Genomic DNA, 26,532 nt, shown 5'->3' with positions numbered 1-26,532 from the left:
CAGGACCAAACGCCGACCACGCCGAAAGCCCGCCCCACGCCAGAACCGCGATCAACCCACCCAGCAGGCCAAGGATCAGCCAACCCGACAGACGCACCAGCCCCGCGAACAGGCGGTCACCGATTTCCGTGTTTGTGGTTTGTCTCACCGGAACCATGTCCCGGGATCGCGGCATCCGCTGCATCCATTTATTCCCGATGCCGTCCTTAATCCGTTCCTCCAATACATTTCGCCCCCTCGGGCTTCAATCGAACAGGATCGGAAGGGCAATTAAGTTTTTATGACATCCCGCACCCTCTCGATGAGAGGATACTTCAGAAATATCGGTGGAGAGCAGAAACGCGGCGAACATCACCCGTGCGGCGCCTTTTCGCCCCGCCGTACAATGCCATCAGGATCGCAGGAAACAACGCGCGGCAATCCGGCAGTCACGGCCCGTCATGTTCGTACGAAGCTGGCGCCCGGCGTGCGAACTCACCCCGCCGGCGACCGAAGCGGATGCACGTCGCCCCCGGCCATGCAACCTGGCTACGCCGCGGGCAGCCGCGCCAGCGAGGCCGGATAGGATTGCTGCCACGTACGCACCCAACCCGGCAGATGCTCGACCTCCAGCGGATGGGAAATCAGGAATCCCTGCACCACCGGGCATCCCAGCTCGTCCAGAAGCTCAAGCTGCTGCTTCGTCTCGACCCCCTCGGCCACGATCGACATACCCAGATTGCGGCCGATACCAAGGACGGCGTTCACGATCAGACGGCTCTCATCGACCCGATTCAATCCGTCCACGAAGCTGCGATCGATCTTCACTTCATTCAGCGGCAGGTTGACGAGATTGGCCAGCGTGGAAAAACCGGTGCCGAAATCGTCCATCGACAGGCCGACCCCCAGGGTCCGGATGGCACGCGCCGCCTGGATCGTGCTGTCCAGATCGGCGATCATCGTGCTCTCGGTCATTTCCACCATCAGGCGGTTGGCCGGAATGCCGGTCTCCTGCAGGATGGCCGCAATCATCGACGGCAGGCCGGGCTCCCGGAAATGCCGCGCGGACAGATTGACCGACACCGACGGAATCCCGATCCCTTCCACCATCCAGCGTGCCATCTGGCGGCAGGCTTGGCGGAGCGCCCATTCCCCCAGCGCCTGGATAAGGCCGGTTTCCTCGGCCAGCGGGATAAAGCGCACCGGCGAGATATCGCCGCGCACCGGGTCATGCCAGCGCGCCAGCGCCTCCACCCCATGGATGGCACCCGTATGCGGCGAAACCTGGGGCTGGTACACCAGCCGCAGCCGATCGGACGCCAGCGCGGTCCTCAGCGCACTACCCAGAATGACGCGGTCATGGGCCCGCTGGTTCATCGCCGGACTGAAGAAGCGGTAGCAGTTCCCACCCGCATCCCGCGCGCGGGAAACCGCAATCCGGGTATTACGCAGCAACGTATCGACGGTGCCGCCTTTTTCACCGCCGGCACAGATGCCGATGCTGACGCCCGACGTAACCGGCAAGCCGTTGATGACAAACGGAAGCGCCATGCCACGCAGGATGGCACCCGCAACCACTGACGCATGATCGACCGCGATGAACCCGTCCCGGTCCACGCAACAGCCCGGCCCCATCGGGGTGCGGCCACACCCGGTCACGATTGAAAACTCGTCTTCGCCGGTACGGGTCAGGATACCGTCCTGCCCCACCGCGCGTTTCAGCCGCTGGGCGACCGTCTCCAGCAGTTCGTCTGCCCCCGCGCCACCCAGCCCGTCACGAATCGTCCTGAACTGATCGAGGTCAATCGCGATCAGCGTCAGGCCGCACCAGCCCGGCCTGTCCTGCAGACTTGCGAGATGCTCGCGAAGCCACGTCCGGTTGGGCAGACCGGTCACCGCGTCGTAATGCGCCAGCTGCGCGATTCGCACCCGCGCGCGCTCCTGCTCGACCGCAAGCGTGCAGAAATGGATGCAGGCCTCCACAACCCGGCGATGCCACAGCGTCGGCTCCCGCCGGTCGAAAAAATACAAGGCCAGCGCCCCAGCCACGGTGCCGTCACGCAGGCGCACCGGTATCGACCAGTTGGCGCATATCCCCAGCGGGCGCACCTTGTCGCGCAATGCAGGCGTCCAGCGCGGATCGGTCTCGATATCGGGGGCCAAGACCTCATGGCCCGAATAGATCGCCGCCCCGCAGGTCCCCACCATCGGGCCGACGCTCATTCCATCAAAACCCGATGCAAACGATTCCGGCATCGCGCCCCGGCCCGCCATCCAGGCCGTGCCCTCTTCCGTCACCAGCAGGACCGACATCAGGACATCCGGCAAAATCGCCTCGACCCTCTTGCAGATCAGCGCCATGACGTCATTGAAGTCCGTCGCGCTGCTCAGGGCCGTCGTCACGTCCTGCCGCAGGCTCTGCAATTCCATCGCCCGGGTCTTGTCGGCCAGAAGGACGATGACATCGCCATCCGCCGCGCCATCATCACGTACCGGGCTCACGGCCGTGCTCAGCCAGATTTCGCGTCCCCCGCGCGACCGCGCCCGCAGGTCGATCTCGAATGCCTTTCGGTTCCGCAGATTGTACCGGAACTCGCGCAGGACCGGTATGTCGGCCTCTTCCGCCGACAGGACGACCGAGACATCCCGCAGCAGCACGTCTTCCGGACGATAGCCCAGCAGGTGCTTGAAGGCCGGATTGACGTAGGTGATCCGGTCCAGCCCATCGAGGACCATCACACCCCGGTCGGTCCGATTGACGACGGTGGAACAGAGTTCCCCGGCCTCACGCCGACCGACCTCCACGCTCACATCACGCAGCGTGACGATCCATGCCGCACCGTCAGATGCGTCGCCACGCGCGACGACCGCTTCCAGCCAACGAACCGGGCAGCCGGGCCGGAAGAGAGGCACTTCATGGGGTACCGGACCAGATATCAGGTCCAGCGCAGGCACCATGTCGCGCACCGGCCGCCCCACCCACGAATCAGCCCCTCCGCCGCACATCGCCACGGACGCGTCGTTGGCGAAAACCACCATGCCTCTGTCATCGACCATGATCACGCCGTCGGCCAGCGCATTCAGAACCGACGAAAGAGATGACGGCCCATTGTGCAACGCCGGCTCCCTCATGAATCAATTCTCCACCCTGCAATCACCTCACGCAGGACATTCAGGACTGCTTGGAGACGATAGCGACGGTCAGCCCACCTGACCCGATATCTGGATTTTTCTTATTCCATACCGCTGGCCGTCCGCAATGTTCGACAGGTCATATCCGCACACTTTCTACACATACCTGCCATTCAGCAAGTAAAAATGTAACATGATATAACTCAATACACCCTAAGTCACTTTGGCGTACAGGCCGCCGAGCGGACATGGAGATTCGGAGCCGCTCATTTTATCATATTGTTGCAGAACTGCACTCATGACGCCGGTTCCAATGTTCGCTTCCTGTCCCATGGAGAGGGTCCAACATTCTACGGCCCTCCTGCCGGTCAGGAATTGGCAGCCCGGTGCGAGGTCGCGCACGCCCAAAAACCCGAAACCATCCGGACACCAACACACATTCATTGTGTCAAAATATGTCTACTCGCAACCCCGATCGTATAGTAACAAAACCAAAACAATCTAGTATAGTCTTATTTTCCCCTACAGTCTTAAAAAGACACACCAAAAAACAGTTCCATGGCATTGTCCCGACGACGGCCCCCGTAAGCCGACCACCGCGCGCTTTCACCTGAAATGACCGACCTCACCCCGGACAGGCGGCAACGATCCCGTCAGTGAACACCGCGTTGCCCGCCGAACCGATCACATGCCGAAAGGCAGAGTCTCAAGAAAATGCGGGAAAGGTTGGCCGACAGGAAGATCCCGCCCCAGACTGGTCACCCTGGCGGAAGCGGCGATGCCGGGCAAAATCGGAAACGACACCCCGCCCAGTCAGCCCGGGCCGGCGCCCTGGGCCGGGCATTTGGCGTAACGCCCTTTTTCGTCACGGCATTTGGCGGGCTTCGGCTTGGGACAGGTCGTAAACTTGCCCTTGGCATCCCGACACGGCGCGGCGGCGGAAACCGGAGCCGACACGCCGATCAGGGTGACGACGACCAGGCTCGAAAGAAACAGGTGCAAGCGCATGTGAAAACATCCTTATCGCAGCGGAAGGCCGCCAGCATGCCAGCGTTGCCCGGCACCGGACAAGCAAATCCCCTATCGGGATCATCCCTCGGGTGGATCGTGGGGATGTGATCATGCGACACGCCTTGTTCTCGCGATGACACATCCCACGTCCAGCAACGGGCAGACGGGTAAGAACGACCCTCGAAAAAGGAGGCAGTCATGGCCCATACCATCACACGCGGCATCTCCGCCACGCCACCCCGCTCGATCGGTTACTGGACCGTCATGGTCGGCGGGATCGTCGCTCTTGTCATGTTCTATGCGGGCGTCCTGCTGTTCGGACAGGCTTGGTAAGGAAATGACGGCACGGTCCGACAACACGGCGCCGGGACCGTCGCAGCAGGGCTTTTCTTTTCCGGGAAACATGCTCAGTCTGGCAGGACATGATGCATGGTCACGGGTGTATCGACGCGCCCGTTGCGCCGCGCGGGGCCGAAAGACGATGACGATAAGGACAAAGATCATCCTGTCCGCATTCCTCGCGGGTGTCGGCCTTGCGGGGCCGGCGTTGGCGGCTCCCGGCATGGTCGTCGGCGGCACGGACATTTTCGCCGGCCCATCACCGGCCTATCCCATCGTCGGGGCATTGCCGCCGGGCGCCCCCATCGAAATTTTCGGATGCCAGCCGGGCTGAGGATGGTGCGACGTGGCCGGAGGCCCCTATCGCGGCTGGGCCCCCTCCGACCGGGTGCAGATCCTGTATGACGGATCGCCGGGACCATTGAGCGAATATGGCCCCATGATAGGTCTGCCCCTGATCGGTTTCGCCTTCGGTCATTACTGGGGCGCGCATTATCGCGATCGCCCATGGTTCTCCAGTTACGATCGCTGGGGCGGTGGCCGTGGTCGCGGAGAGGACATCCGCGGCCGGGGACCGGGCGGGGGTCCTGACAGACGCTGGGGCGCCGGTCCCGGAAGACCCGGACCAGGCAGCGGTTACGGCGGACCGGGCAACGGCCCCAGGGGAGCAGGTCCCGGAGGACCTGGGCCCGGATGGAGTGGCCGAGGCGGCCCGCCGCCGGGCGACCGTCGCGGAGGGGGCTTCCCCGGCGGCAGACCCGGCAATGCGCGCGGTGGCGATAACAGGGGCGGTGATCATCGGGGCGGCGGCATGCCCCATGCCGACATGCCCCACGGAGGTCCCCCCGGCGGCGACCGTGGGCATGATGGCCATGGCGGCCATGACAGGGGCCCCGGTGACCATCATGGCGGACAAGTCTCGGGTTTGTGTCTGAACTTCGCTGATCTCTCCGGGTTCAACGCCCGGTATCCTGGACAGGAGGACCATGTCGATGACACACGCAGCCGGCATCATCGGACATATCCTGGTCCGTGACTGGATCGGCACCAGGCAGTCCGCCTCCGCCGACCACCATCAGGGCATATGCCTGACACAGAGCCCACGGGCCCGTCGCGCCGACCGGCAGCGCTGGACAGGCAATCGCTCCCTGTCATGGCCCGGCTATGTCGCCTCGATGCGCCAGATGTCGGCGGGCCTGTCCCGCCGCGTCGCCTTCCGCCGACAGCGATAGACGCACAATCCCGCAGCCCCTCCACGAGAACCTCGCGCGGTGCCCCGGCGTCGTTCTCATTGACACATCGCAACCTCCGCATCTTCATGGCAGGACATCGTGTCCACAGCCGTCCGGATTGCCATGCGCCGCGCCTCGCTCCTTCTTGCCGCCTCCTCTCTCCTCGCGGCCCATACCACGCTTGCCGCCCCGCCCCCCCCGGCCGATATCCTGCTGACCAACGGCACCATCCGCACCGTCGATCATGACGACAGGACGACCGAAGCCCTGGCCATCCGTGACGGAAGGGTAGTCTGGACCGGCTCCAGCGCCGATGCACCGGCCCACGCCGATGCCCATACGAAGACCATCGACCTCAAGGGCCATATGGTCATGCCGGGCCTGACCGACGGCCACATGCATCCGCTGGTGGGTGGCCAGAACCTGATCGGCTGTTCGCTGGACTATCTTCCGCTGACCGCCGACCTGTTCATCGCCCGCATTCGCGCCTGCGCCGCCAACCCCGCCTACCGCACCGCGTCCGGCTGGCTGGTCGTCCGCAACTGGTTCCAGGAGGCGATGCAGCCCGCCGGCCTGCGGATGACGAAAGCCGCGCTCGATTCCATCGACAGCACGCGTCCCATCATCGTCCTCTCTTCCTTCGGCCATTCACTGCTGGCCAACAGCGCCGCCCTCCGGCGCGCCGGCATCACCAAAGCGACGCCTGCCCCCACCGGCGGCCAGATCATCCATGGCCCGGACGGACAGCCAACCGGTATCCTCGAGGACACGGCGCTGGATCTGGTCATGACCGTGCTGCCGCACCCAACCACGCAGGAAAATATCGCGGCAGCATCAGCAGCCCTCGCCGCCATGCGCGCCCAGGGCATCACCGGCTTTCTCGACGCCTGGGCCCAGCCCGAAGATCTGGATTCGTTCACCGCCCTGCAAAAACAGGGCAAACTGACCGTCCGCGCCCATTTCGCACCCGTGATCGAGCCCGCGCAGGGCAAGGATATCACGGGCAACATCAAGCGCCTGACCACCATTCGCGCCCGCTATGACCAGGGGCCCCTCACCCCCGCCCCTTCCATCACGGTACGCAACGTCAAGCTGTTCATGGATGGCGTCATCACCGCCCCATCCCAGACCGGACTTCTGCTCGCCCCTTATCTGGTCAACAAGGGAACGAAGGACCATCCGGACTGGCAACCCGGCCCGTCGAAGGGACCCGCCCCCTACTTCCCGCTGGAAACCCTCAGCCCACTGCTGAAGGCCCTCGTCACGGCAGGCTTCGACCCGCACATGCATGCCGATGGCGACGGCGCCGTCCGCCTGGCGCTCGACGCCATCGCAGCTACGCGCAAGGCGCTCCCCGCCAACGATTTCCGTCCGGCGATCGCGCATGACGAAATGGTCGATCCCGCCGACATGCCCCGCTACCGCGCGCTGAACGCCACCCCCGTCCTGTCCTTCCAGTGGGAAAAACAGGCTCCGGACACCACCGAGGGCGTACTGCCCTATATCGGCCCCGACCGCGCCCCGTATCTCGAACCCGCCTCGCAGCTCGAGAAGGCCGGCGCCCGCATCACCTATGGCAGCGACTGGCCGGTCGACCCGCTCGACGAATGGTTCGCGCTCAAGGTCGGCGTCACCCGCACCAACGCGCCCGCCGCCGGCGCGCAATACGGCAAGCCACTCGGCGCGGAACCGGGCCTGTCGCGCGCCAGCGTGATGCGCGCCATCACCATCAATGCGAATTATGAGCTTCGTTCCGACCCGGTCGCCGGCTCGCTCGAACCGGGAAAATTCGCCGACCTCATCATCCTGGACCGCGACATCGCCACCATCCCGGCCGAGCAGATCGCCGGCACCCGGGTCCTGCTCACCATGGTCGGTGGCCGCATCGTCTACAGTACCGGAACCTTCAGCCCACCCGTCAGATAGGCCAGGGCCAAGTCAATGCACCGGCACGCCCGCTGTCACCAGCAGGGCGTGCAGCAGGATCAGCATCAGCACCAGCCCGATCAGAACGGCGAACACGCCCCCGAACAGGCGGAAGGCACCGATCGCCAGGCTGACCAGCAGAATGATCAGAAGCGCCGTCTGCAGTTCGCCCCGGATGCCCATACCGGCAAGGACCTGCCGCGCCAGATTCTCGATCGCGGCAACCGCCGTCAGGATCAGGCCGAACAGGCTCAGAAGCAGGCCCGTAACAACGGCAATGACGCCCTCCATGACGATTTCCCTTCCTGGCAGAGCCGGGGTCATCCCCGGCGCCCGGCCCCGTTACGGTGTTTTCGGCCGTCGGTCCATCCCGTCGAACCGCCGTAACCGGAAACGCCCCGCCCGGTCAGCCGTTCAACGCGCGGACATATTCTGCGCGCGCGTAAGGGCATCGAGGAACATGCGCGCACAGGCCTCCCAGGTGAACCGGGCGGCATGAGCCCGGCAGGCGGCACGATCTCCCCGCAGCGCGGCCAGGATATTGCGCCGCAGGTCCGGCCCGATCGCACCCACCGCCGACACGCCCGGCGGCAGAATATCGCGCGGCCCGGTCACGTCGAAGGCCGCAACCGGCACTCCGCAGGCCAGCGCTTCCAGAATCACCAGCCCGAACGTGTCGGTCAGGCTGGGAAAGACGAACACGTCGCTGGCCGCATAGGCCGCCGCCAGATCCGCACCGGTCAGATAGCCGGTAAACAGCACGTCCGGATAGCGCGCGGCCAGAGCCACCCGATCCGGCCCGTCCCCCACCACGATCCGGGTGCCGGGAAGATCCAGCGACAGGAACGCCTCCAGATTCTTCTCCACCGCCACCCGTCCGACATAGAGCAGGTACGGACCGCGTATGTCATACCGAACGTGCCAGTCGACCGCGGCGGCATCAGGGTGGAACCGGTCGGCATCGACACCCCGGGTCCAGCATTCCAGATGCGCGAAGTCCCGCTCGCGCAGATCTTCGAGAAGGCTGGCCGTCGGCACCAGCGTCAACGCCGCCGCACCATGGAACCAGCGCAGGAATCGATAGGGCAGCGGCGTCGAGAACCCGATACGGGCGCGGATATATTCCGGAAAACGCGTATGGAATGACGAGGTGAAGCACCGCCCATGGCGGATCGCCCAGCGACGCGCGGCCAGGCCAAGCGGCCCTTCGGTCACGATATGGATCGCATCGGGCCGAAAGGCTTCGATCAGCCGGTCCAGCAGGCGGCCGGGCAGAATGCACAGCCGGATCTCGGGATAGGTCGGGCACGGCACGGTGCGGAATAGATGCGGGCCGATGATCTCGACCGTATGCCCCATCGCTTCCAGCGCGTCCCGCAGGCGCGAGACGGTGCGCACCACGCCGTTGACCTGCGGATACCACGCATCGCTGACCATCAGGATGCGCAGGGAGCCCTCCGCCGTGTCCTCCTGCCGTTCGACAGCGGCAGCCACGCCGTCCGTCACTCAGGCACCGGCGGCAAACAGCGGCGACGCCAGCGGCGCAGGTGCCGGAAACCGGTTTCGGACATCGGTTACGTCCAGAAGTTCCATGCTGCCGTCGTGATGTTCCACCAGCGCGCTGCAACTTTCGACCCAGTCGCCATCATTCATGTACAGCACGCCGTCCAGATCCTTGATCACGGCATGATGGATATGGCCGCAGATCACCCCGTCCATGCCCCGGCGCCGCGCCTCGTCCGCCACGGCGGTCTCGAACCGGTCGATGGCCATGACCGCGCTCTTCACCTGCCGCTTCAGCCATTGCGACAGCGAGCGATAGGGCAGCCCCAGCCGCCGCCGCGCCAGGTTGAACCAGCGGTTGACGACCAGCGCCAGCGTATAGGCCCGGTCCCCCAGCATCGCCAGGAAGGGGGCATAGCGCACCACGCTGTCGAATTCGTCTCCATGCAGGACCAGGAACTTCCGGCCGGTCGCGGTCACATGCTCGGCCTCGCCACACAGGCGGATGCCGGCAACTTCCAGCTCGTGCGGCAGCCAGCGGCGGAACATCTCGTCATGATTGCCGGGAATATAGATGATCTCGGTCCCGCTGCGTCCCATGCGCAGGATCAGGTTCAGCACATCGTCATGATGACTGTTCCAGAACCACGAGCGCTTCAGCTTCCAGCCGTCGATGATATCGCCGACCAGATACAGACGCTGACAGGTCAGATTGCGCAGGAATTCCGCCAGCAGGTCGGCACGGCAATCGCGCGTTCCCAGATGGACGTCCGAAACAAAGACGGTCCGATAACTGGCGGATGCAAGTCGATCGTTCAGAATCACGTTCATCGCAAGCGGCATACCCTGATGAAGGATGTGCCCTCTCTAGCCGCATCCGACTATTTCTTTCGTGTATCTTTCATGAAACTATCCGCTCGCCTTCGGAACGGCCGCGCGGTCAGGCAAGGCAGGACCATCCAGGGCGCCCCCAGGCACCGGAACGGTCGTGCGGGTAAAACTGTCCAGGCTGCCCAGCGCCAGCAGAATCGTCAGCCAGAACAGTCCGCCAAGCGCGAAGATGATCGCAAGCGGCGGCCCGCGCAGGATCTGCATGAAACCCAGTACGATGACCAGAACCATCAGCACCGCCACCACACAGACTGCAATACCGTAACCTGCCCACGTGGCCGCCAACTCCGCCGCCAGCAGCAGGACCAGCATCCCCCAGCAGGCCGCGATGCGCGCCATCACGCCCGCCCGATCAGATAGAGCAGCGGGAACAGCAGCATCCAGATCAGATCGACGAAGCTCCAATACAGCCCCACGACATCGACGGGCGTGCTCCATGCCGGACTGAACGCCCCCTGACGGGCCCTGCGGCAGATCCACAGGATCAACCCGATCCCGACCACCATGTGCATGCCATGCAGGAAGGTCGCCAGGAAATAGAAGCTGTAGAACAGTGCAGCCGCCCCGGACGCCGGACCATGAAGGGCGAAATGCGGCCCGGGAAACAGGTTCTCGCTGAATTCCTGCCCCCATTCGACACCCTTCAGGACCAGGAACGCCAGGCCCAACCCCGCGGCGCCGAGTCCGGCCCGAACCACGCCGCGATTGTCACCGCGCCTACCCGCCTCGACCGCCAGCGTATAAACCGCGCTGCTGGTGATCAGGATCAGCGTGTTGACCGCCCCGATCGTCAGGTTCGTATGGCGCACGCCCTCGGCCCATCCCCCGGCACGGGTCTGCGAATAGACCAGGCAGACCAGAAACAGGCCGCCGAACAGCAACGCCTCGCTGGCCAGGAACAGCCACATGCCGGCAATCGCGCTCTCGTCGCGATGCAGCGGTGTCTCATAAGGGGAATGGTGGTCCAGCACCGACCCGTCAGACATGATGCGGCCCTCCCCCTCCCGCATCCGCCACGCCGCTACGGGCATCCATGTCCCCGTAATCATAGGCATCGGTGGTCACGACCGGCGTCTCGGCGAAATTTTCGGTGGGCGGCGGCGAGGAGGTCCGCCATTCCAGCCCCGTCGCCCCCCAAGGATTGTCGGGCGCCCGGGCGCCGCGAAACAGCGACCAGCCGAAATAGACCAGCGGCATCACATAAGCGACGGCCAGAATACCCGCCCCGGCCGAGGACAGTACGTTCAGGATCTGGAACTGCGCGGGATAGGTGGCATAGCGGCGCGGCATGCCTTCGAAGCCCAGGATGAATTGCGGAAAAAAGGTCAGGTTGAAGCCGAAGAAGATCAGGGCGGCGGCCAGCCGTCCCCAGATTTCGGGATACATCCGCCCGGTGATCTTGGGCCACCAGTAATGCAGCCCGCCGAAATAGGCCGACACCATGCCGCCGACCATGATGTAGTGAAAATGCGCGACCACGAAATAGGTCTGCGTCAGATGCACGTCGGCGGCCAGAGACGCCAGGAACAGCCCGGTCAGCCCCCCCACGGTGAACAGGCCGATAAAGCCCATCGCATACAGCATCGGCGCATCCAGCCGGATGGACCCGCCATGCATCGTCCCCAGCCAGTTGAAGACCTTGATGGCCGACGGAACCGAGACAAAGAAACTGAACATCGAAAAGACGATCGCGGAATAAAGCGATTCCCCGGCCACAAACATGTGGTGCCCCCACACGATGAACCCGATCGCCGCAATCGAGACCGAGGACCACGCCACGAAGCGATAGCCAAAAACGGGTTTGCGACAGAAGGTACTGACGATCTCGCTGACCACCCCCATGCCGGGCAGGATCATGATGTAGACGGCGGGATGGGAGTAGAACCAGAACATCTGCTGGAACAGCAGCGGATCGCCACCCAGTGTCGGATCGAACACCCCCACCCGGAACAGCCGCTCGAACGCCAGCAGCAGCAGCGTAATGCCCAGGACCGGCGTCGCCAGCACGAAGATGACGCTGGTGGCATACAGCGCCCACAGCATCAGCGGCAGCCGGTACCACGTCATCCCCGGCGCCCGCAGTTGATGGATGCTGACGATGAAATTCACCCCGGTGGCGATCGAGGAAAACCCGTTGAGGAAGATACCCAGCACGACAGGCAGCACCCTGCCCTCGCTATAGTCCGAGGAAAGCGGGGTATAGAAGGTCCACCCGGTCTCCAGCCCGCCCCGGAAGAGGCCGTAGAGCACCAGCAGCCCCGACGCCACGAACAGGTACCAACTCAGAAGATTGAGGCGCGGAAAGGCGAGATCGCGCGCACCAAGCATCAGCGGCACCAGAAAATTGCCCAGCGTGACCGGGATCGACGGCACCAGGAACAGCCAGACCATCACCACGCCATGCATGGTGAACATCCGGTTATAGGTCGCATCGGACAGGATGGTTCCGGTAGGTTCCAGCAATTGCAGCCGGATCAGCGCCGCGCCGACGCTCCCCAGCGCGAAGAAGGCGGTGATCGACCCCAGATAGAGCAGCGCGATCCGCTTGTGGTCGCGTGTCAGCAGCCATGATCGCAGGGTGCCGTCCTGCCAGAGATAGCTTTCCGACATCGCATTCAATTCCCTGCTTCTGGAGGAAGGGTGGGCGAGAGGGTCTGCAGATAGGCGACCAGCGCGGCCAGATCGTCCTCGGTCAGCACGCCGCGAAAGGACGGCATTTCGGTCGCGAACGACGCACCCTGCCTGCGGGGCGGATCAAGAATCGAATCATGCAGAAAGGCCGCATCGGCTAAGATCGCCCGCCCATCCGCCAGCGCCACGCGGCTGCCGTACAGCCCGACCATCGACGGCGCCCGGCTGGTATCCCCCGCATCCGGGGCATAGCGGCTGGAGGCATGACAGCCGCTGCAACCGCTGCGGATGAACAGCGCCTCCCCCACTGTCGCCAGACTGCCACTGGCCCGGGCGCTGTTCAGCCAGCCGGCATAATCCGTGGCATTCATGACCGTCAGCGTGGCGGTCATGCGGGAATGGCCCAGTCCGCAGAACTGCGTGCAATAAAGACGAAACGATCCGGTCTGCGTCGCCGTGAACCACAGGCTCTGGTACCGGCCCGGCAGCACATCATGCTTGATCCGCAGCGCCGGGATCGAGAAGTCATGGATCACGTCTTCCGATGTCAGCAGAAGCTGGACCGGCCGGCCCGCCGGCACATGCAGCGCGTTGATCTCGCGCTGGCCACCCGGATACTGGATCTTCCACATCCATTGCTTGCCGGTGACATAGATCTGGATCGCATCGGCCGGCGGCCGAAAGCCCACGACATAGAGCTGCGTCGCCCACAAAAACAGGCCGAAGAAGATCAGCAGCGTTGCCGAGGTCCAGGCGATCTCGAACCCCCAGCTCTTATGTTCGGCGATAGCCCGCGCGATGGCCGTCGTCCGGCCGGCGCGAAAGCGCAGCACGTTCAGCACCATCAGCCCGAACACCAGCCCCAGCACCGCCAGGCTGATGATCACTAGACCGGCCAGCAGGATATCGATCCGCATGGCATGGGCCGAAGCTTCGGGCAGCCAGATCATCGCACCCTCCGCCAATGCGCCATGCCCAGCATGGTCCCCAGGGCCAGCACCGTCATCAGCGCGCCCAGTTGCAGCAGCTTGCGAACGGCCAGCGTGTAGCGCCCGGTGGCCGCATCGTAATGAAAGCACAGCAGCAGCACGGGTGACGCCTCGGCCCGCTGCCCCGCCGCCGCCTGCATCACGGCCTGGCGCACATCGCCAGAGCGGTAGCCCACCCCCAGCACATAGCCCGAAACCATCCCGGCCGGTGTCGTGAACACCAGCCCCATCGGGTGCAGATACTGCTTCAGCCCCGGATCGTAGCGCGCATGGAACCCTACCGCATCCGCCAGCCGCCGGATCGACGGCCCCTCTCCAACCAGGAAGTGCCAGCCCCGCTCCGCACCCGGTGGGGCATGGCGGCCCAGATCGTCCTCCCGGGCCTGACGCGCCAGCGCAACGGTTTCGGCGGGGTCGATACTGACGACGATCAGCGTGTAATCGTCAGGCGTCTTCAGCCCGCTGCCATCCAGCGCATGCAGCAGGTCCTCGCGTTCCAGCGCGCATAGATTGGGGCACGCATAATAGCCGATCGACAGGATCGCCGGATGACCGCCGACAAACGCCCCCAGCGGCAAATTGCGCCCTGCCGTGTCGGTAAAGCGTGCATCCAGCGGCAGAGACGCCCCCTGCCGCTGGGTGAAGGCCAGATCCCGCATCGTGCCCGCCCATGCCGGCATGGAGACCGTCAGAACCAGCGCCGCCAGGATGGCCCGCCCGATCATGGCTGCTCCGCCCCGCCGGCAGGCCAGTCTGGAATCCCCTCACGTGCCACCTGCCGCATCGCCTGCCCGATCGGCACATGCGCCACCCCATGCGCGCGATCGACCCAGCCGAACCCGTTCAACCGCGCCATGTCCGCCGCACGAAAGGCCGCCATGTCGGCCGGTGGATCGCTTTGCAGCGCGGGTGCTGCCATCGGCGGCAGAGGCGCGGCCATCAGCCTGTCCAGCCGGTGCTGCGGAAACAGGAGATTGGCCACCACCGCCAGCATCACCAACGCCACGCCCACCCCAAGGCCAACGGCCAGGACAGGGCGCAGGGCAACGTCCCGGGCCTCATGCCGGGGGCGGGAAAAAGGCGGGGCGGGACCATCAGGCATGGCGCACCTCACGCTGCATCGCGCGAATACCAAGCGCCGCCCCCGCTGCCCCAAAAAGCAGGAGCGACGCCAGCGTCAGCAGCACCGAAACCGACGCCTGCCCCGGCAACACCAGCCACAGATTGCGCACGACCTCCATGGCCACCAGCAGCCCCGCCGCACCCAGCACGACCAGGCGCCGAACCTGCAACGGCGCAAGCATCAGCAGTGCAAAGGGCAGCAGGAAATGCAGCAGCACGATCCCCACCGCAACGCTCCCCCACCCGCCATGCAGGCGGCGGCCATACCACGCCGCCTCGACCGGCAGATTGGACTGCCAGACGATCAGGAACTGCATGAAATCCAGATACGCCCACAGCACTGTCAGCCCCAGCAACAGCCGGGCCAGTTCGCGCAGCACGATCCGGTCGGCCTGCGGAGCACCCGCCAGCAGCACCAGCAGCATGGCCAGCGCCAGCGCCAGCAGGCCGGCGCCTGCGGAGGCAATCAGCCCGTAGGCACTGGAATTGAAGTGCGGATCGAGCGATTCCGTCAGATCGATGGACGCGAAACTGAACGTCAGGGCCAGCAGGATCAGCCCCGCCGGCGCAATACGCGCCAGCCCCTGCCCACGCAGGCACAACACCCCCAGCATGCCCCAGATCCCGGCATACAGGGCAATCCGCAGCAGGGCGAAGAGCGGGTTCAGATAGAACCGGTTCGCGCCATGCGCCGCTCCCTCCCCATGCAGCCAGGGATAAAGCTCCCCCGCCCCGGCCAGCAGCACCGCCAGCGCCGGCAGCCCCAGCGGCAGGGTGGCCACGCCGGCACGCAGGGCAGGCCGCAGGATCTCGCCCCAACGCCCGCCCGTCAGCGCATGCGTCAGCATCAACGCCATGCTGCCCAACGGCCAGCCCAGCCATGCCGCGCACGCCCCCAGCCAAGGGCGATAGACAGCATGAGGCATCCACACCAACCCTGCCAGCACCGCCACCCCCGCCAGCGCGGCAACGGCCCATGCAACGCCTTCGCCGGGGAGCTGGATCTGGGTCATGGCGCAATCCGCTGTTCCGGCGTCAGGTCGGTCACCATCATATGCTGGCTGCGCTGCAACGCATGCGCATAGGCAACGACGGCCCAGCGATCCTCCGGCGCGATCCGCTGGGCAAAACCATACATCACGCCCCGACCGTTGGTTATGACATCATAGACAAACCGCGGACGCTCCGCGGCCAGCGGCGGCGGCGCGGGAAAGCCGCGCTGCACGATCATCCCGTGCCCATCGCCGGTCTCCGCATGGCACGGCGCGCAGAAGACGTGATATTCGGTCTGTCCACGCTCCAGCAGCGCCATCGTCACCGGCGGCACCGGGGCGGAAATTTCGCCATACGCCACCGTGCCGGCCGGAACCTCGCCTGGCGCAGTCGCACGACTGGCATACGGGTTCTGCTTCTTCTGCTTCGTCATGTCGTCACAGCCGGCAAGCAGCACCAGCGCGGCAGCAAATCCAAGGGCGATGGCGGGACGCGGCATCATTCCGCTACCTCCTTGATCCCGATCGGGGCATGACGAGCCAGCACCCGCCGCGCCTCCGCACTGTCAGCCGGCCGCACGACCAGCACATAGGACCCCAGCATGGCCCCGCGCATGCAATCAGCCTCATCGGCCGGCTCATACAGGCGCGGCATCCCGGCCAGCAGCAGAAACCCGGCCATACCGGCGACAACCGCCCCCAGAACCGCCAGTTCGAAAGTCGCCGGCACATAGGACGGCCAGGACAGATCCGGCCGCCCGCCGATATTCTGCGGATAGCTGACGGTCGTGGCATAGGCCTGCATCAGAAAGCCCCCCAACCCGCCCACGATCCCGCCGCCCAGCATGACGGCCGGCAGGACGGAGCCCCCCTTCACGCCGACCTCGGCCTCCCAAGGCTCCATCGCCATATAGGTTTCGACAAAACCGCAATCGCCGTGCCGCATTTCGGCGGCAGCCTCCCTCATCCCCTTTTCGGTGGCGAAGGCGGCGACGATCATCCGACCCCTCCCCGCAGCATCGCACGCATTTCCGCCATCGCCACCACCGGCATCAGCCGCACGATCAGCAGGAACGTGGTCAGGAACAGCCCGATCGTGCCGAACAGCAGGCTCCATTCCCATATGGTCGGCGTATATTGCCCCCAGGAAGAGGGCATCTGCGTCCGCGCCAGACTGGTCACGATGATCTGGAACCGCTCCAGCCACATGCCCACCAGCACGCCCAGCCCGATCAGCCAGATCAGGGGCGCAGTCATCCGCACCGCGCGCCACCACAACAATTGCGGCAACAGGATATTCAGGATGATGGTGCCCCAATAGACCGGCGCATACAGGCCGAAAACACGCAGGACGAACATCGTCCGCTCCGCCGGGTCCGAGCCGTAGAACGTGGAAAACGCGTCCATGAGATAGGCATAGGCGACACACAGCGAGCTGGTCAGGAACAGCCGGCCCAGTACATCGATATGTCGTGCCGTCACATAGGCCTGCAGTCCCAGCAACGCGCGCAGCGGCAGAATGGCCACCAGCACGACGGCGAACCCCGACAGCGCCGCACCGAACACGAAAAAGGGCGGAAACTGCGTGGAATGCCAGCCGGTGCCAGCACTCCCCGCGAAATCCATGCCCACGATGCTGTGTACCGACACCACCAGCGGCGCCATCAGCGCGGCCATGACGGCATAGACCGCCCGATAATGCCGCCATTGCCGGCCCGATCCGCGAAAACCCAGCGCCAGCACACCATAGAACACACGCTGCCCCGGCCGACCCGCACGATCGCGCAAGGTCGCCAGATCCGGCAGTAGGCCGAAATACCAGAACAGGATCGAGGCGAAAACATAAGTCAGGATCGCAAAAAAATCCCACGCCAACGGACTGCGGAACTGCGCCCACAGCCCCATCGTGTTCGGATAGGGAAACAGCCAGTAGAAAAACCACGGCCGCCCCAGATGCAGGATAGGAAAGATCGCAGCACACAGCGCCGCGCATAGTGTCAGACTTTCCGCCAGCCGATTCAGCGCCGTGCGCCATTCCACCCCCAGCAGGAAGAACAGCGCGGAGATAAACGTGCCGCCCGAAGCAATGGCGATCCACCAGACGTAATTGAGAATATCCAGGCCCCAGACCACCGGCCAGTCGATGCCCCAGATACCCAACCCGGCATAGAACAGCCACGCGACCGAAATCACGCCCGTCCCCAGCAGCCCCAGCGAGACTGCAAAGGCCACCCACCACCATAGCGGCGTCCAGGGACGTGCCCCCTCCCGCAGCGTCACCGCACAGATGCGCTCGGTCACCGATTGCGCGGTCTCGCCGGCGGCAATAACGGCCGGGCCGCTCATGATTCGAAAGCCGGATTGGGGTTGCGGATGCGCGCCTCATACGTCACGCGCGGATGCGTGCCCTGCTCCGGCAGCACACCATAAGTCAGCGGACTGGCCTTGCGATGCCTGACGGCTGCATCGGGATCGTTGATGTCGCCGAAGGTAATGGCCTGCGTAGGACAGGCCGCCTGACAGGCCGTCACCACCTGTTCCGCCACACCGTCCCGGTCGGCCGCAATCCGTGCCTGCGCAATCCGCTGCACGCAGAAGGTGCATTTCTCCATCACCCCCCGCGCGCGCACCGAAACGTCCGGATTACGGCTGATCGGCGGCCGGCGTTCCTGCTCGGCAAAAGCGAAGTAGTTGAATCGCCTGACCTTGTAAGGACAATTGTTGGAACAGAATTTCGTGCCGACGCATCGGTTGTAGACCATCACGTTCAGGCCCTCCGAATCATGCATCGTGGCACCGACGGGGCAGACCGTTTCGCACGGCGCCTGTTCGCAATGCATGCAGAGCATCGGCTGGAAGAACGTGTCCGGGGCATCCGGCGTTCCTTCATAGGCACGATCGATCCGCAGCCAGTGCATCTCGCGCTGGCGCAACACCTCGTCCCGCCCCACCACCGGCACATTATTCTCCGCCTGACAGGCAATCATGCAGGCATTGCAGCCGGTACAGGCATTCAGGTCGATGCTCATGCCCCACGCCACCGGCGCGCCGGGGTCCCGCCGGTACAGGGCCGCTTCGGATACCGGATGATCCTGCGCGGTACCGAGAAATCCCGGCTCCTGCCGAAACCGCGCCAGCGTGCCATGCCGCACGATGTCGGAAGGCGTATCGGCAACCACGGTGGCATGATGTTCCGTGCAGGCCACGTCGACCCTGCGGCCGGTAGCAGCAATCCGCACCGGCCCCACGGCATCTCGCAGCGGATACAAGTCGGTACCGACCCCATTCCCCGTTTCCCCGGCATGCCGTCGCCCCGATCCCAGCAGCCCGACGACACAGCCCGATACCTGCCCCGGCTGCACCCAGACCGGCAGCACGGCCCGGCGCGCGCCCACCGACAACACGATTTCATCCCCGTTGCGCAAGTCCATTGATCGCGCCAGATCCGGCGGAATCAGCAGCGGATTACCCCAGACACTCTTGCTGAGCGGCCGAGGCAATTCCTGCAACCAGGGATTATTCGCCTCACGCCCATCCCACAGATGCGGGTCGGGCCGCAGCAGCAACGTCAGATCCCCGGATGCTGCCCCACGGGGCGAAACAGGCGGCATGACGGGCGAAATCGCCGCATCGAGGCGCGCGCTGGCCGTACCGGGGATAACCCCGGCAGCCAGCGCCGCCCGCCAGTCGCGTTCCGACGCCAGACGCTCCCGCCAGACCTGCCGCACCAGTTCCCGCGCCGGGCGGCCAACCTCTCCGGCACAGAAGCGCAGGATGGTCGCGGCGCTGGTTCCGCCATAGAGCGGCATCGCCTGCGGCTGGAGGATCGTCGCCGTACCATCATCGGCACGCGCATCGCCCCACTCCTCGAACCCATGCGCCAGCGGAACATGCCACCGCGCCGCCCGCGCCGTCTCATGCGGCCGATCCGCCAGCGCGATGCTGAGAGGAATGCGCGGCAGCACCGCCCCAAAACGCGGCACCTGATAGACCGGATTCACCTCCAGGATCAGCAGCGCGCGCACTCGCCCCTTTTCCATATCGTCCATCAGGTCCGACAAGGTGGAAACGGGCTGCACCGAGCGATATTCAGGTGGTTCGAAAACATCGAACACCTTGCCCCGCCCACCCAGCGCCTCGTTCATCGCATGAATCGCAGCATGGGCCGGTGCCCCGTAATCAGGGCCGAGATGAACCAACGCCCGCCCGCGATGCGCGCGCAGATCGGCCACCACCGCCCCCAGCCAATCCGGACCGCCCGATGGTTCCTCATTGTGTAGCAGAGCCGCAGCCAGACGCCCGATGATCTCCTCACAGGCACCAGGCGCCGCGATGAAGCGATGGTCGGCCGCCACCCCCGTCAGGCTGGGCGTCGGTTCCACGGCATACAGGCGGCTCATGTCCCCCAGCACCGGATTGCGCCGCCCGGCGAAAGCCCGCGCATGGCGCAGATGCCCGGGCGCGCTGTCCAGCAGGTCGCTCTCCACCGCCAGCGCCACATCGACCTGCCGCAGATCCGGAATCACCATCGCCGGGCGCCCATAGGCCATGGCCGCGCCCTGCCTTACCGCCTCCCGCCCGATGGCATCCCAGCGATGCCAGATGGCACCGGGATGGGCCGCCAGCAGCGCATCGATCGCCGCCCCCAGCGTAGGCGAGGTCACCGTCCCGGTCAGGATGCGCAAACCCGCCCCACCCGAGGTGCCCGCCCCACCCGGCCTCGCGCGCAGGGCCTGAAGAACGGTCGTCACCTCCTGCCACGCGGCGGGCATCCCGTCACGCAACGGTCCGCTGGCCCGGTCGGGGTCATAGAAATCCTGGATCGCGGCCTGCGCGAACAGATCGGTGGCCCCCAGGCTGGACGGATGCCCGGGATTGCCTTCCACCTTGATCGGCCGCCCCATCTGGTGGGTCACGAGAATGCCGTTGGCATAGCCATCGCGCACATGGGCACTGGCATAGATGTTGGGCACGCCCGGTACCACCCCCGGCGCCGCCCTCACGGCCGAGACGAAGCCGCGATCCGGCGTCCCCGGGTCGCACCCCGCCAGCCCGCCGCCGGCCAATGCCAGGGCCAGCAGCTTCAGCGTCCGCCGCCGGTCCAGCGGATGCGCCAGCGCCTGCGCCAATTGCGGAAAGCGCCTGATCCAGTCCTCTTCGTCGCCCGGCAGCCCCTCTAGCGATGGCATAGTGAGCACTCCGTCAGGTTCCGCCCGCCGATATGATAGGTACGTATCAGTTCCGCCGGAGGCGGCGTCGCATGGTCCGGATGCCAGTCCATGTCATAGACATGCGCAAGCGGACGCAGGTTCGGCCCCGGATTGCGATGGCAGTCCAGACAGAACTGCATCGTCAGCGTCCTGGCTTTAAACGTCAGAGGCATGCGCGCCACGTCGCCGTGACAGCTCTCGCACCCAACCCCTTTGGAAACATGGATGCTATGGTTGAAATAAACGTAATCCGGCACATCCGTCACCCGCGCCCAGACGATCGGCCGGTCTTCCGTCAGGCTGTCGCGAACCGGCGCCAGCAGGGCGGCATTGGTCCAGATCTGCGAATGGCACGTCATGCAGGTGAAAGTCGGCGGCAGGCTGGCCTGCGCGCTACGCTCAACGCTGCTGTGGCAGAACCGGCAATCGATCCCCAGTCCCGCAACATGATGCTGGTGGCTGAAAGGAACCGGCTGCTGGATCGCCCACCCGACATGCCGGACATAATCCGACCGTGGCCATGCAAACCACCACAGGCACAGCCCCACGACGGCACCCACGGCCCCCAGCATCGCCACCGCGACGATGACGTTGGCGCGTGGACTGAATACCGCCGCCATCAGCCATGTTCCACCTTGCAGACCGAGGCGGCCCGATCCGCCCGGGCATCGTTCCTGCCTCGAACGCATCCGAAGCAAAGAACGATCCCATCACGTCGCGGTGACTGACGTCAGCCGTTCAAATCCCCCGTGTTTTTAGCGTCTTTTTCACGAACCCGTTCGCGCGTCTTCAGCCCGCCCATCGGTCAGGCTCCAGGGCACGACCGCATCACCCACCCGGCGGACAGTCACACCATAGACCGCGCGCATGGCCCCGTCGGTCAGGATCTCCGCCGGCCGCCCCTGCGCCACGATCCGCCCGTCCCGCATCAGCACCAGCCGATGACAGAACCGCCCGGCCAGCGTCAGGTCATGCAGCACCACCGCCACCCCCATGCCCGCCCGCGCCAGCCGGGCGAACGATGCCATCACCGCCAGCGCATGCGCGGGGTCCAGTGCCGCCACCGGCTCATCCGCCAGCAGATAGGGCGCCTCGACTGCCAGCGCCCGCGCCAGCCGCAGGCGGGCACGCTCACCACCCGACAACCGGCTGGCCGGCCGGTCGCGCAGATCCAGCAGTCCGGTTTCCGCCAGGGCGCATTCCACCGCCACCCGATCGCGTGCCCCGTCCCGTGCCGCACGATGCGGCAGACGCCCAAGTGCCACCAGATCCTCGACCCGCATCGGCGGCGGCGGCTCCCCCTCCTGCGGCAGAAAGGACAGGCGCCGAGCCCGGTCGCCCGGCGTCATCCCCGCCAGCGCGCGGCCTTCCAGCATCACCTCTCCCGCATCGGCAGGCTGGATGCCGGACAGCACCCGCAGCAGCGTGCTCTTGCCCGCGCCATTGGGACCGATCACCCCCACAACCTCACCAGGGGCCACCGCAACACACGCTTCATGCAGCACCGTCCGCCCGCCCAGCGACAGCGTCACCCCACGCGCGACCAGGCCAGTCATGCCCGGCTCCGCCGCATGGCGATCACCCGATGAAAGAAGACAGGCGCCCCGATCAGCGCCGTCAGCACACCGATCTGGATCTCCGTGGCACCGGACAGCAGCCGCACCGCCGCATCGGCCACCAACAATAGCAGCGCGCCCCCCAGCGCCGAGGGCAGCAACAGGCGCGACGGCTGGTGCCCCGTCAGCGGCCGCAGCAGATGCGGCACCACCAGCCCCACAAAGCCGATCGCCCCGCTGACCGCGACGCAGGACCCAACCGCGACAGCCGCCCCCACCACTACCCGAGTCTGAATGCCCAGAAGCCCACGCAGGCGAAAGCCCATGCTCTCTGCCACCTCATCCCCCAGCGCCAGCGCGTCCAGCGCCCGCGCGGTCGTCAGCATCAGCAGGCAGCCCGCCACGGTGCCGGGCAGACTGATCGACACATCGGTCAGGGTCCGGTCGGTCAACGACCCCATCACCCAGCGCATGACCTCATAGGCCGCATAGGGACTGGGCATCAGATTCATCGCCATGGCCGTCAGCGCGGCGGCAAAACTGCTCAGCGCCGCCCCCGCCAGCAGCAGCACCAGCGTCCCGCCCTGCCCCACCAACCCCAGCAGCAGCACCACCGCCAGCAGCGCCCCCGCCAGCCCGCCCGCCGGCAGCAACAGCGCGGACACACCGGCCAGCCCGGTATAGAAGACCAGCACCGCCCCCAGCGCTGCGCCGCCCGACACGCCGAGCAAACCCGGATCGGCCAGCGGATTGCGCAGATAACCCTGCATCACCGCCCCACACAGCCCCAACGCCGCCCCGATCGAAACCCCGAGAATCGCCCGAGGCAGGCGCAATTGGCCAACGATGATCGCCCCCACGCTATGCCGGCCAGCCATCAGGTCGCGCAGGGCCGACGGCAACGAAACGGCGCTATCCCCCCACGCCAGCGACAGAACCAGCATCACCAGCACACTCAACGCCAGGGCAGCGATCAGCGGATAGTCGCGGCGGTCGATCATCGGGATATCTCCAGCGCCTTGCGGGCCGCAATCAGCCTGTCCAGCGTATCGAGCGTCTGCGGCAGGCCGCACAGCCACATCCGGTCGGGCAAGGACAGACGATGCGGGGCGGGAAAGGCATCGCGCAAGGCCGGATGGTCCAGCATCGCCTGCGCCATCGACGTGCCGACATCGGATCGTGCCACAATCAGCAGGTCGGGCGGCCGGGTCAGCAGGCTCTCCAACGGCACAGCCAGCGCATGCCGCCCATCCAGCCCGTCCGCCGCATTGCGAAAACCGGCACGCACCAGCATATCGTCCGCCAGCGACTCCGCGCGGGTCACGAAACCATTGGCGGCATAGATCACCGCCGAGGGAACAGCCCCACCACCCGCCGAAACAGGATAAGCCGTCAGACGAGAGCTGAACGCGCCAGCCAGTTCCCGCCCCCGCGCGGGCACGCCCGCCGCATTTGCCACGGCCACGATCTGGTCCGGAACATCAACCAGCCGCTCGACAGGGTCGAACAGTTCGACCGGCATTCCCGCCTGCCGCGCCGCCATCAAGGCGGTAACACTCGCATAGCGCCCGCCCAGCACCAGGTCGGGACGCGCCGCCACCACGGCCTCGGCCGTAGCCCGGATGGTGGGCACCGACCGTGCCTCGACGCACATCACGGAATAGGCGCAATCCCGCGCCAGCGGCGACAGGCCCGCAATATCGCGGGCCGGCACCAGTTGCAGCAGCAACTGGTCCGTACACAGATTCAGCGAAACGATCCGATGCCGGGGCTCGGCCCGCGCCCCACCCGCCAGCACCGCCGCCAGCAGCATGATCGCGGAGCAACGAACCCAGGCCCGCATCCCGTCAGTAGGACAGCGTAAAGCCGCCATACCCGCCGCGCCCCGGCTGCAGATAGCCGATCGGCTCCTCATATTGCCTGTTCAGCAGATTATCAGCGCGGGCATAGACCGAAACAAACCGGTTGATCTTATAATTTGCCGCCACGTCGATCGTGACATACCCATGCCCCTTGGCGCAGACGCTGCACACTTCACTGCCGATCACCGGCAGGTCACGCCAGCCGCTGGTATAGAGAATGTTGCCCGAGAAGGTCAGATCCCGGATCGGCGTCCATGTCGTATTGAAATTGAATTTATGCTGCGGGCGCTGCTGCAATTCCGTATGCACCGTCTCGTTCCGCGCATGGGTCCAGGTGTAGCTCAGGTTGAATTCCAGGTCGCTGCGGGCCTTCCAGTTCAGAAAAGCCTCCACGCCATACATGCGCGCCTTCGCCACATTCTCGTAGGAATAATTGTAGTTATACGAAGAATCGATCGACAGGGACGACTGGATCAGGTTCCGGACCCGATTGTCATACCAGGTGGCGCCGAATTTCAGGCGCTCATGCAGCAACTTCTGCTCCACACCGGCATCGTAGCCGATCAGTTTCTCCGCCTTAAGGCTCGGATTGCCTTTTTCCGAATACCCCACGCCGACCTGATTGGCGAAGAGCTGATACAGCGAAGGTCCATGGAAACCGGAGCCGGCGCTCGCCTTGATGATAGTCCCGGTCCCCGGCACATGGATGGCAGGCGCCACCCGCCAGGTCACATGGTTGCCGTAGCGCGAGTTGGCGTCATAGCGGATATTGGCCGCACCATACAGGATGCGGTTCCAGTTCCCCTGATACTGCCCATATCCCGCCGTCGTATCCATGCCGGCCGAATTTTCATATCCGCTGTCCCACATGCTGGACGCGGTATGGCTGGTGTTGAAATGATCGTGGAAATGTTCGGCACCGATCAGGAACTGGCCGTACCGCTTCAGGTCGAAGGTGCCATGCCAGTCGATCTTCAACCGATCGGAACGATAATAGCTGGGGTCGGGATTGAGCGGGCTGCCATAGCTGGTGCCGGTCTCCGTCCAGCGATTGCGGTTGGTCATGTATCCCAGCCCGATCACCTGGTCGAACAGCCCGTTGAACGATACGAGATGCGCCGTGCCACGCACGATCGCCTCGTTCTTGTTGTTCTGCTCACGCACCCCGGACGCCCCATACAGGTTCTCGCTCTGCAGGTCGTACACCGAATAGGAATGATAATTCGACTGGATCAGGCGCGCCGTCAGGCCCAGGTCGAACGTTCGGGTCACATCATATCCCAACCGGATATTCGCACTCCGGTTGTCGTTGCGGTTCCCTTCGTTCCGTTGCTGGCGGTCGGCACCGTAATAGCGCTCGATATAGGACGGGATATTGTTGAATCCGTCCATGCGGTAATGGGACAGCGCGACATTGTAATGAAACCGCCCCTTGCTGCCACGCGCACCCAGCACCTGGTTGAACGTGCCATACTCACCGCCCTCCAGCCGGACGAACGGCGTAAAGCGCCCCTGCCCCTGCGCGGTGGTGATGTCGATCACGCCCGCCATTGCATCGGCGCCATACAGGCCGCTTTGCGGCCCGCGCAGGATCTCGATCCGCCCCATGCCGTCGGTCACGAACTGCCCGGCATCGAACGCACCGCTGGTCGAACTGCCATCATTGACGTCCATGCCATCCAGCCGGACCTTGACCTCATTCGCATTGTTCCCGCGCATGAAAATCGAGGTCGTGCCGCCGACCCCACCCGTCTGCACGACATTCAGCCCCGGCTGCCGCTCCAGGATATCCGCCAGGCCACGGCGCTGCTGCGTCTGGATCTGCCGTTCGGTCACGATCGTCACGCTGGAGCCGATGTCATCAACGCTGACCGGGCGGCGGGCGGCACTGACCGTAATGGTCTCCCCTCCATCCTGCTGCTTCAGCGCGACATGGTTGCCGGCAGCCGCGACCGGACGTGTCGTCGCGGAAGCCGGACGGACCGGAGGAGCCTTCGCCGGCGCGGGTGCAGACGGCACCTCCTGCGCCAGCGCACCGGGCAGGCCGACGGCGGTAAACAGCGTGGAGAAAAAAAGAATCGAGCGAAAATCGTGCATCAGGACCGTTCTCGTGACCATGCGCGGCTGCCACGAGACCACGGGCCACGATCCGCCATC

The 26,532-nt window shown here is 65.2% G+C and carries 25 protein-coding genes; 4 read left to right on the top strand and 21 right to left on the bottom strand.

The annotated features are described in order from the left end of the window. Positions 1-528 precede the first annotated feature (528 nt). Both HLH29_RS14320 and HLH29_RS14315 read right to left on the bottom strand, forming a co-directional pair. Positions 529-3,111 (bottom strand): EAL domain-containing protein, encoded by a 2,583-nt coding sequence (locus tag HLH29_RS14320; RefSeq protein WP_182967980.1) that lies wholly within the window; start codon positions 3,109-3,111, stop codon positions 529-531. 813 nt (positions 3,112-3,924) lie between these two features. Then, positions 3,925-4,119, bottom strand: a complete 195-nt coding sequence (locus HLH29_RS14315) for a hypothetical protein (RefSeq protein WP_182967978.1) — start codon at positions 4,117-4,119, stop codon at positions 3,925-3,927. 201 nt (positions 4,120-4,320) lie between these two features. Between HLH29_RS14315 and HLH29_RS19915 the strand changes: the two genes are divergently transcribed. The 4 genes from HLH29_RS19915 (at position 4,321) to HLH29_RS14300 (ending at position 7,619) form a co-directional block, all read left to right on the top strand. Continuing rightward, positions 4,321-4,455: a hypothetical protein gene (locus HLH29_RS19915; RefSeq protein WP_275943789.1), complete on the top strand. Its 135-nt coding sequence runs from the start codon at positions 4,321-4,323 to the stop codon at positions 4,453-4,455. 148 nt (positions 4,456-4,603) lie between these two features. Further along, on the top strand, positions 4,604-4,795 hold the full coding sequence (locus tag HLH29_RS19680; protein ID WP_182967976.1) for an SH3 domain-containing protein: 192 nt from the start codon (positions 4,604-4,606) through the stop codon (positions 4,793-4,795). A gap of 658 nt (positions 4,796-5,453) precedes the next feature. Further along, entirely contained in the window at positions 5,454-5,693 is a 240-nt protein-coding gene (locus HLH29_RS14305) for a hypothetical protein (protein WP_182967974.1), read from the top strand. A 99-nt stretch (positions 5,694-5,792) separates the two neighbouring features. After that, entirely contained in the window at positions 5,793-7,619 is a 1,827-nt protein-coding gene (locus tag HLH29_RS14300; RefSeq protein ID WP_338030251.1) for an amidohydrolase, read from the top strand. A gap of 12 nt (positions 7,620-7,631) precedes the next feature. Here HLH29_RS14300 and HLH29_RS14295 read toward each other — a convergent pair whose 3' ends face one another. From HLH29_RS14295 to HLH29_RS14205, 19 genes are all read right to left on the bottom strand, one after another. Continuing rightward, a complete protein-coding gene (locus HLH29_RS14295; protein ID WP_182967992.1) occupies positions 7,632-7,910 on the bottom strand; it encodes a hypothetical protein in 279 nt (92 codons plus the stop codon). A 123-nt stretch (positions 7,911-8,033) separates the two neighbouring features. Continuing rightward, positions 8,034-9,068: a glycosyltransferase family 4 protein gene (locus HLH29_RS14290; protein ID WP_182967990.1), complete on the bottom strand. Its 1,035-nt coding sequence runs from the start codon at positions 9,066-9,068 to the stop codon at positions 8,034-8,036. A gap of 57 nt (positions 9,069-9,125) precedes the next feature. Further along, positions 9,126-9,953 carry a UDP-2,3-diacylglucosamine diphosphatase gene (locus HLH29_RS14285; RefSeq protein ID WP_182967972.1) on the bottom strand — a complete coding sequence of 276 codons (828 nt, stop codon included), beginning with the start codon at positions 9,951-9,953 and terminating at the stop codon, positions 9,126-9,128. 78 nt (positions 9,954-10,031) lie between these two features. After that, on the bottom strand, positions 10,032-10,352 hold the full coding sequence (locus HLH29_RS14280) for a hypothetical protein (RefSeq protein WP_246374267.1): 321 nt from the start codon (positions 10,350-10,352) through the stop codon (positions 10,032-10,034). Beyond that, complete coding sequence (locus HLH29_RS14275; protein WP_182967970.1) at positions 10,352-10,999, bottom strand: cytochrome c oxidase subunit 3; 648 nt, start codon at positions 10,997-10,999, stop codon at positions 10,352-10,354. Before HLH29_RS14275 ends, HLH29_RS14280 begins: the two co-directional genes overlap by 1 nt. Next, the gene (locus HLH29_RS14270; protein ID WP_182967968.1) at positions 10,992-12,623 is read right to left on the bottom strand and encodes a cytochrome c oxidase subunit I; all 1,632 of its coding nucleotides are present in this window, start codon (positions 12,621-12,623) and stop codon (positions 10,992-10,994) included. Before HLH29_RS14270 ends, HLH29_RS14275 begins: the two co-directional genes overlap by 8 nt. Before the next feature lie 5 nt (positions 12,624-12,628). Beyond that, the gene (gene coxB / locus HLH29_RS14265) at positions 12,629-13,594 is read right to left on the bottom strand and encodes a cytochrome c oxidase subunit II (protein WP_182967966.1); all 966 of its coding nucleotides are present in this window, start codon (positions 13,592-13,594) and stop codon (positions 12,629-12,631) included. Beyond that, a complete protein-coding gene (locus HLH29_RS14260) occupies positions 13,591-14,358 on the bottom strand; it encodes a thioredoxin domain-containing protein (protein ID WP_182967964.1) in 768 nt (255 codons plus the stop codon). The genes coxB and HLH29_RS14260 overlap by 4 nt, the downstream gene beginning before the upstream one ends. Then, the gene (locus tag HLH29_RS14255; RefSeq protein WP_182967962.1) at positions 14,355-14,735 is read right to left on the bottom strand and encodes a hypothetical protein; all 381 of its coding nucleotides are present in this window, start codon (positions 14,733-14,735) and stop codon (positions 14,355-14,357) included. The genes HLH29_RS14260 and HLH29_RS14255 overlap by 4 nt, the downstream gene beginning before the upstream one ends. After that, entirely contained in the window at positions 14,728-15,768 is a 1,041-nt protein-coding gene (locus HLH29_RS14250) for a hypothetical protein (RefSeq protein ID WP_182967960.1), read from the bottom strand. Before HLH29_RS14250 ends, HLH29_RS14255 begins: the two co-directional genes overlap by 8 nt. Beyond that, complete coding sequence (locus HLH29_RS14245) at positions 15,765-16,250, bottom strand: c-type cytochrome (RefSeq protein ID WP_220791526.1); 486 nt, start codon at positions 16,248-16,250, stop codon at positions 15,765-15,767. Before HLH29_RS14245 ends, HLH29_RS14250 begins: the two co-directional genes overlap by 4 nt. Next, positions 16,247-16,747: a DUF3341 domain-containing protein gene (locus HLH29_RS14240; RefSeq protein WP_182967958.1), complete on the bottom strand. Its 501-nt coding sequence runs from the start codon at positions 16,745-16,747 to the stop codon at positions 16,247-16,249. The genes HLH29_RS14245 and HLH29_RS14240 overlap by 4 nt, the downstream gene beginning before the upstream one ends. Further along, positions 16,744-18,093, bottom strand: coding sequence for an NrfD/PsrC family molybdoenzyme membrane anchor subunit (gene nrfD / locus HLH29_RS14235; protein WP_182967955.1), 1,350 nt, complete (start codon positions 18,091-18,093; stop codon positions 16,744-16,746). Before nrfD ends, HLH29_RS14240 begins: the two co-directional genes overlap by 4 nt. Continuing rightward, positions 18,090-20,936 carry a 4Fe-4S dicluster domain-containing protein gene (locus tag HLH29_RS14230; RefSeq protein ID WP_182967953.1) on the bottom strand — a complete coding sequence of 949 codons (2,847 nt, stop codon included), beginning with the start codon at positions 20,934-20,936 and terminating at the stop codon, positions 18,090-18,092. The genes nrfD and HLH29_RS14230 overlap by 4 nt, the downstream gene beginning before the upstream one ends. Further along, positions 20,924-21,577: a cytochrome c3 family protein gene (locus HLH29_RS14225; protein WP_182967951.1), complete on the bottom strand. Its 654-nt coding sequence runs from the start codon at positions 21,575-21,577 to the stop codon at positions 20,924-20,926. Before HLH29_RS14225 ends, HLH29_RS14230 begins: the two co-directional genes overlap by 13 nt. A gap of 147 nt (positions 21,578-21,724) precedes the next feature. Then, entirely contained in the window at positions 21,725-22,513 is a 789-nt protein-coding gene (locus tag HLH29_RS14220) for an ABC transporter ATP-binding protein (protein WP_182967949.1), read from the bottom strand. Further along, on the bottom strand, positions 22,510-23,457 hold the full coding sequence (locus HLH29_RS14215; protein ID WP_408871978.1) for a FecCD family ABC transporter permease: 948 nt from the start codon (positions 23,455-23,457) through the stop codon (positions 22,510-22,512). Before HLH29_RS14215 ends, HLH29_RS14220 begins: the two co-directional genes overlap by 4 nt. 53 nt (positions 23,458-23,510) lie before the next feature. Then, positions 23,511-24,356 (bottom strand): ABC transporter substrate-binding protein, encoded by an 846-nt coding sequence (locus HLH29_RS14210; RefSeq protein WP_246374266.1) that lies wholly within the window; start codon positions 24,354-24,356, stop codon positions 23,511-23,513. A gap of 4 nt (positions 24,357-24,360) precedes the next feature. Beyond that, on the bottom strand, positions 24,361-26,493 hold the full coding sequence (locus tag HLH29_RS14205; protein ID WP_408871977.1) for a TonB-dependent receptor plug domain-containing protein: 2,133 nt from the start codon (positions 26,491-26,493) through the stop codon (positions 24,361-24,363). Positions 26,494-26,532 lie beyond the last annotated feature (39 nt).

Source organism: Gluconacetobacter tumulicola (genome assembly GCF_014174215.1).
In the GTDB taxonomy this organism is placed as follows: Bacteria; Pseudomonadota; Alphaproteobacteria; order Acetobacterales; family Acetobacteraceae; genus Gluconacetobacter; species Gluconacetobacter tumulicola.
This window is presented reverse-complemented; position numbering and strand designations above follow the sequence as displayed.

Excerpts from the sequence above, each read along its gene's own strand:
- HLH29_RS14320 (WP_182967980.1), bottom strand. The coding sequence starts at position 3,111 with ATGAGGGAGCCGGCGTTGCACAATGGGCCGTCATCTCTTTCGTCGGTT.
- HLH29_RS14315 (WP_182967978.1), bottom strand. The coding sequence starts at position 4,119 with ATGCGCTTGCACCTGTTTCTTTCGAGCCTGGTCGTCGTCACCCTGATC.
- HLH29_RS19915 (WP_275943789.1), top strand. The coding sequence starts at position 4,321 with ATGGCCCATACCATCACACGCGGCATCTCCGCCACGCCACCCCGCTCG.
- HLH29_RS19680 (WP_182967976.1), top strand. The coding sequence starts at position 4,604 with ATGACGATAAGGACAAAGATCATCCTGTCCGCATTCCTCGCGGGTGTC.
- HLH29_RS14305 (WP_182967974.1), top strand. The coding sequence starts at position 5,454 with ATGACACACGCAGCCGGCATCATCGGACATATCCTGGTCCGTGACTGG.
- HLH29_RS14295 (WP_182967992.1), bottom strand. The coding sequence starts at position 7,910 with ATGGAGGGCGTCATTGCCGTTGTTACGGGCCTGCTTCTGAGCCTGTTC.
- HLH29_RS14285 (WP_182967972.1), bottom strand. The coding sequence starts at position 9,953 with ATGAACGTGATTCTGAACGATCGACTTGCATCCGCCAGTTATCGGACC.
- HLH29_RS14280 (WP_246374267.1), bottom strand. The coding sequence starts at position 10,352 with ATGGCGCGCATCGCGGCCTGCTGGGGGATGCTGGTCCTGCTGCTGGCG.
- HLH29_RS14275 (WP_182967970.1), bottom strand. The coding sequence starts at position 10,999 with ATGTCTGACGGGTCGGTGCTGGACCACCATTCCCCTTATGAGACACCG.
- HLH29_RS14270 (WP_182967968.1), bottom strand. The coding sequence starts at position 12,623 with ATGTCGGAAAGCTATCTCTGGCAGGACGGCACCCTGCGATCATGGCTG.
- coxB (WP_182967966.1), bottom strand. The coding sequence starts at position 13,594 with ATGATCTGGCTGCCCGAAGCTTCGGCCCATGCCATGCGGATCGATATC.
- HLH29_RS14260 (WP_182967964.1), bottom strand. The coding sequence starts at position 14,358 with ATGATCGGGCGGGCCATCCTGGCGGCGCTGGTTCTGACGGTCTCCATG.
- HLH29_RS14255 (WP_182967962.1), bottom strand. The coding sequence starts at position 14,735 with ATGCCTGATGGTCCCGCCCCGCCTTTTTCCCGCCCCCGGCATGAGGCC.
- HLH29_RS14250 (WP_182967960.1), bottom strand. The coding sequence starts at position 15,768 with ATGACCCAGATCCAGCTCCCCGGCGAAGGCGTTGCATGGGCCGTTGCC.
- HLH29_RS14245 (WP_220791526.1), bottom strand. The coding sequence starts at position 16,250 with ATGATGCCGCGTCCCGCCATCGCCCTTGGATTTGCTGCCGCGCTGGTG.
- HLH29_RS14240 (WP_182967958.1), bottom strand. The coding sequence starts at position 16,747 with ATGATCGTCGCCGCCTTCGCCACCGAAAAGGGGATGAGGGAGGCTGCC.
- nrfD (WP_182967955.1), bottom strand. The coding sequence starts at position 18,093 with ATGAGCGGCCCGGCCGTTATTGCCGCCGGCGAGACCGCGCAATCGGTG.
- HLH29_RS14230 (WP_182967953.1), bottom strand. The coding sequence starts at position 20,936 with ATGCCATCGCTAGAGGGGCTGCCGGGCGACGAAGAGGACTGGATCAGG.
- HLH29_RS14225 (WP_182967951.1), bottom strand. The coding sequence starts at position 21,577 with ATGGCGGCGGTATTCAGTCCACGCGCCAACGTCATCGTCGCGGTGGCG.
- HLH29_RS14220 (WP_182967949.1), bottom strand. The coding sequence starts at position 22,513 with ATGACTGGCCTGGTCGCGCGTGGGGTGACGCTGTCGCTGGGCGGGCGG.
- HLH29_RS14215 (WP_408871978.1), bottom strand. The coding sequence starts at position 23,457 with ATGCTGGTTCTGTCGCTGGCGTGGGGGGATAGCGCCGTTTCGTTGCCG.
- HLH29_RS14210 (WP_246374266.1), bottom strand. The coding sequence starts at position 24,356 with ATGCGGGCCTGGGTTCGTTGCTCCGCGATCATGCTGCTGGCGGCGGTG.
- HLH29_RS14205 (WP_408871977.1), bottom strand. The coding sequence starts at position 26,493 with ATGGTCACGAGAACGGTCCTGATGCACGATTTTCGCTCGATTCTTTTT.